1 protein-coding gene and 1 pseudogene are annotated in these 2,344 nt (G+C 44.8%); both read right to left on the bottom strand.

All coding sequences use genetic code 11. The features are described 5' to 3' along the window. Positions 1–412: pseudogene (locus tag WBV75_RS02775) on the bottom strand (glycogen debranching protein); the annotation flags it as partial. A 105-nt stretch (positions 413–517) separates the two neighbouring features. Next, positions 518–2,068 carry an Rne/Rng family ribonuclease gene (locus WBV75_RS02770; RefSeq protein ID WP_424119132.1) on the bottom strand — a complete coding sequence of 517 codons (1,551 nt, stop codon included), beginning with the start codon at positions 2,066–2,068 and terminating at the stop codon, positions 518–520. Positions 2,069–2,344: the final 276 nt, after the last annotated feature.

Raw genomic sequence — 2,344 nt, 5'->3', positions numbered from 1 at the left:
CAAACTGCCACCGGTTGACCTGCAGGTCTTCACCTTCCAGGGTATACTGGTGCTTGTTGGCCATCGGGAAGTTGACAAAGGCAGATGCTTTTTCAAGCGGAAGACGACGGTCGTTTTCGATCAGAACGGCCTGAAAACCAACCATCAGTTTAATGGGATGGTTCCAGATCCCACCCATTTCACCTTTGATGTGCCAACCCAATTCAGGAAAGCTTCCATCCTGGTGCCCCACCATATAGGCACGGTCTCCAGCGGTGACAAAAGGGCTGTTCAAATAAGCTTTTGTACCTGGAATCCGGGGACTGCCACCAAGGATAGTTTCGAAACGATCCGGAGAAGGGTTCTGCTCTGTGGAGCAGGCCAGGCAAAGAAGCGTTAAGAACAGGGAGTACCCGAGGCGCATTGATGGCATGACTGAGGATTAGTCCAGTAAAAATAAACAATACAGGACAATGAATGGCTACACCTCATCAGGGGTACAGACAAAAAAAAACAGCCCCCTTACGGAGGCTGTTTTTCAAGATTCTATCGGGTTGCCTTCCCGGTCTGTAAACTGATATTCAAGATAGGTGTAGGCATCCCTCGGCATGATTTTTATCCACTTCTTATACTCCAGAAACCATTTGGAGCGTATGGATGGAAAACCTTTGGTCAGATAAGCCGCAATAAAAGGGTGCGCATTAAGCGTTATCGGCTTGTCTTTGCCACTTGCTTTTAGAAGTCGCTCCAGTTTATCGTTTATTTTTTCAATAAGTACGATTGGAGCTTCCACTTCCTGTCCCTGTCCACTCGGATCTGCTTCGGTCGTTTTAATGTTGACTTCAGGACGTACCCGTTGCCGGGTAATCTGAACAAGTCCGAACTTGCTTGGAGGCAGGATTTTGTGCTTCGCGCGATCATCCTTCATTTCGTCCCGGAGGTGGTTGAATAATTTCTTCCGATGTTCCGGGCGCACCATGTCGATAAAATCAATGACGATAATCCCTCCCATGTCTCTCAGCCGTAATTGCCTGGCGATTTCTGAAGCTGCCAGTATATTGACTTCGAGGGCAGTATCTTCCTGGTTTTTCGCTTTGTTAGAGCGATTCCCGCTGTTCACATCGATAACATGCAATGCTTCTGTATGTTCGATGATCAGGTAGGCTCCTCTGCTCATAGAGGCTGTCCGCCCGAATGAAGTCTTAATCTGGCGTTCTATTCCGAATTTCTCAAAAATCGGAACATTTGCCGTATACAACTTGACAATGGATTCTTTTTCAGGGGCTATTTCATGCAGGTAATCTGTGATCTGATTGTAAAGCGTTTCATCGTCCACATGAATTCCGGTAAAAGAGTCGTTAAAGACGTCTCTTAAGATGGAAGAGGCTCGGTTTAACTCCACCAACACTTTTGAAGGGGTGTTCGCGTTACGTAATTTTTTGCACATCGATATCCACTTGGACATCAGATTTTCGAGATCCTTATCTAATTCTGCTACTTTCTTGCCTTCGGCGACCGTTCTGATAATAACCCCAAAACCTTTGGGTTTAATACTCTGAACGAGTCTTTTGAGCCGGTCCTTTTCCTGGGAACTCCCGATCTTTTGTGAAACGGAAACCCGGTCTGAAAAGGGGACCATCACCAAAAACCTGCCCGCTATTGACAGTTCAGAACTGATACGCGGACCTTTGGTTGAAATGGGCTCTTTAACGATTTGAACAAGCAGCGCCTGATTCGGTTTGACAACATCTTTGATGCTGCCATTTTTATCGATTTCTTTTTCGAATGGAAAGTCTTTGAGCGCGTAATCTTTAATCCTTCCGGATCGCACTCCTTTGATGAACTTCAACATGCTGTTGAGCTGAGGGCCCAGGTCGTGATAGTGTAAAAAGGCATCTTTCTCATACCCCACATTCACAAAAGCTGCATTCAGGCCGGTAACCGGCTTGCGAATTTTAGCCAGAAGGACGTCGCCCACATTAAAATTGTGTTCGTTTTCATCCCGGTGAAGTTCAATCAGTTTTCCATCCTTAAGCAAGGCAAAATCGACGGAATTAGAATCGGATCTTACGATTAATTCTCTATTCACCTGATTAAATTTAGATTCACCTTGTCCACAAGGTGAATTGATTAAACAATAGTTGTTACAGGTTGTATCGTAAACCCGTCGAATCTCCTTAAAAGGAAATTCTATGTCAATGAACGTGTTTCAAAAAGAAAAAGTAGTACTATGACTACTTTTTCTTGTGTCGGTTCGCTCTACTGCGTTTTTTCCGCTTGTGAGTAGCTACCTTATGTCTTTTTCTTTTCTTACCACTCGGCATAGCTCAATTTTAACGATTCCTATTTAACCTGTACATTGCTC

The sequence above is a fragment of the Robiginitalea sp. genome (genome assembly GCF_049588695.1).
Taxonomy (GTDB): Bacteria; Bacteroidota; Bacteroidia; order Flavobacteriales; family Flavobacteriaceae; genus Robiginitalea.
This window is presented reverse-complemented; position numbering and strand designations above follow the sequence as displayed.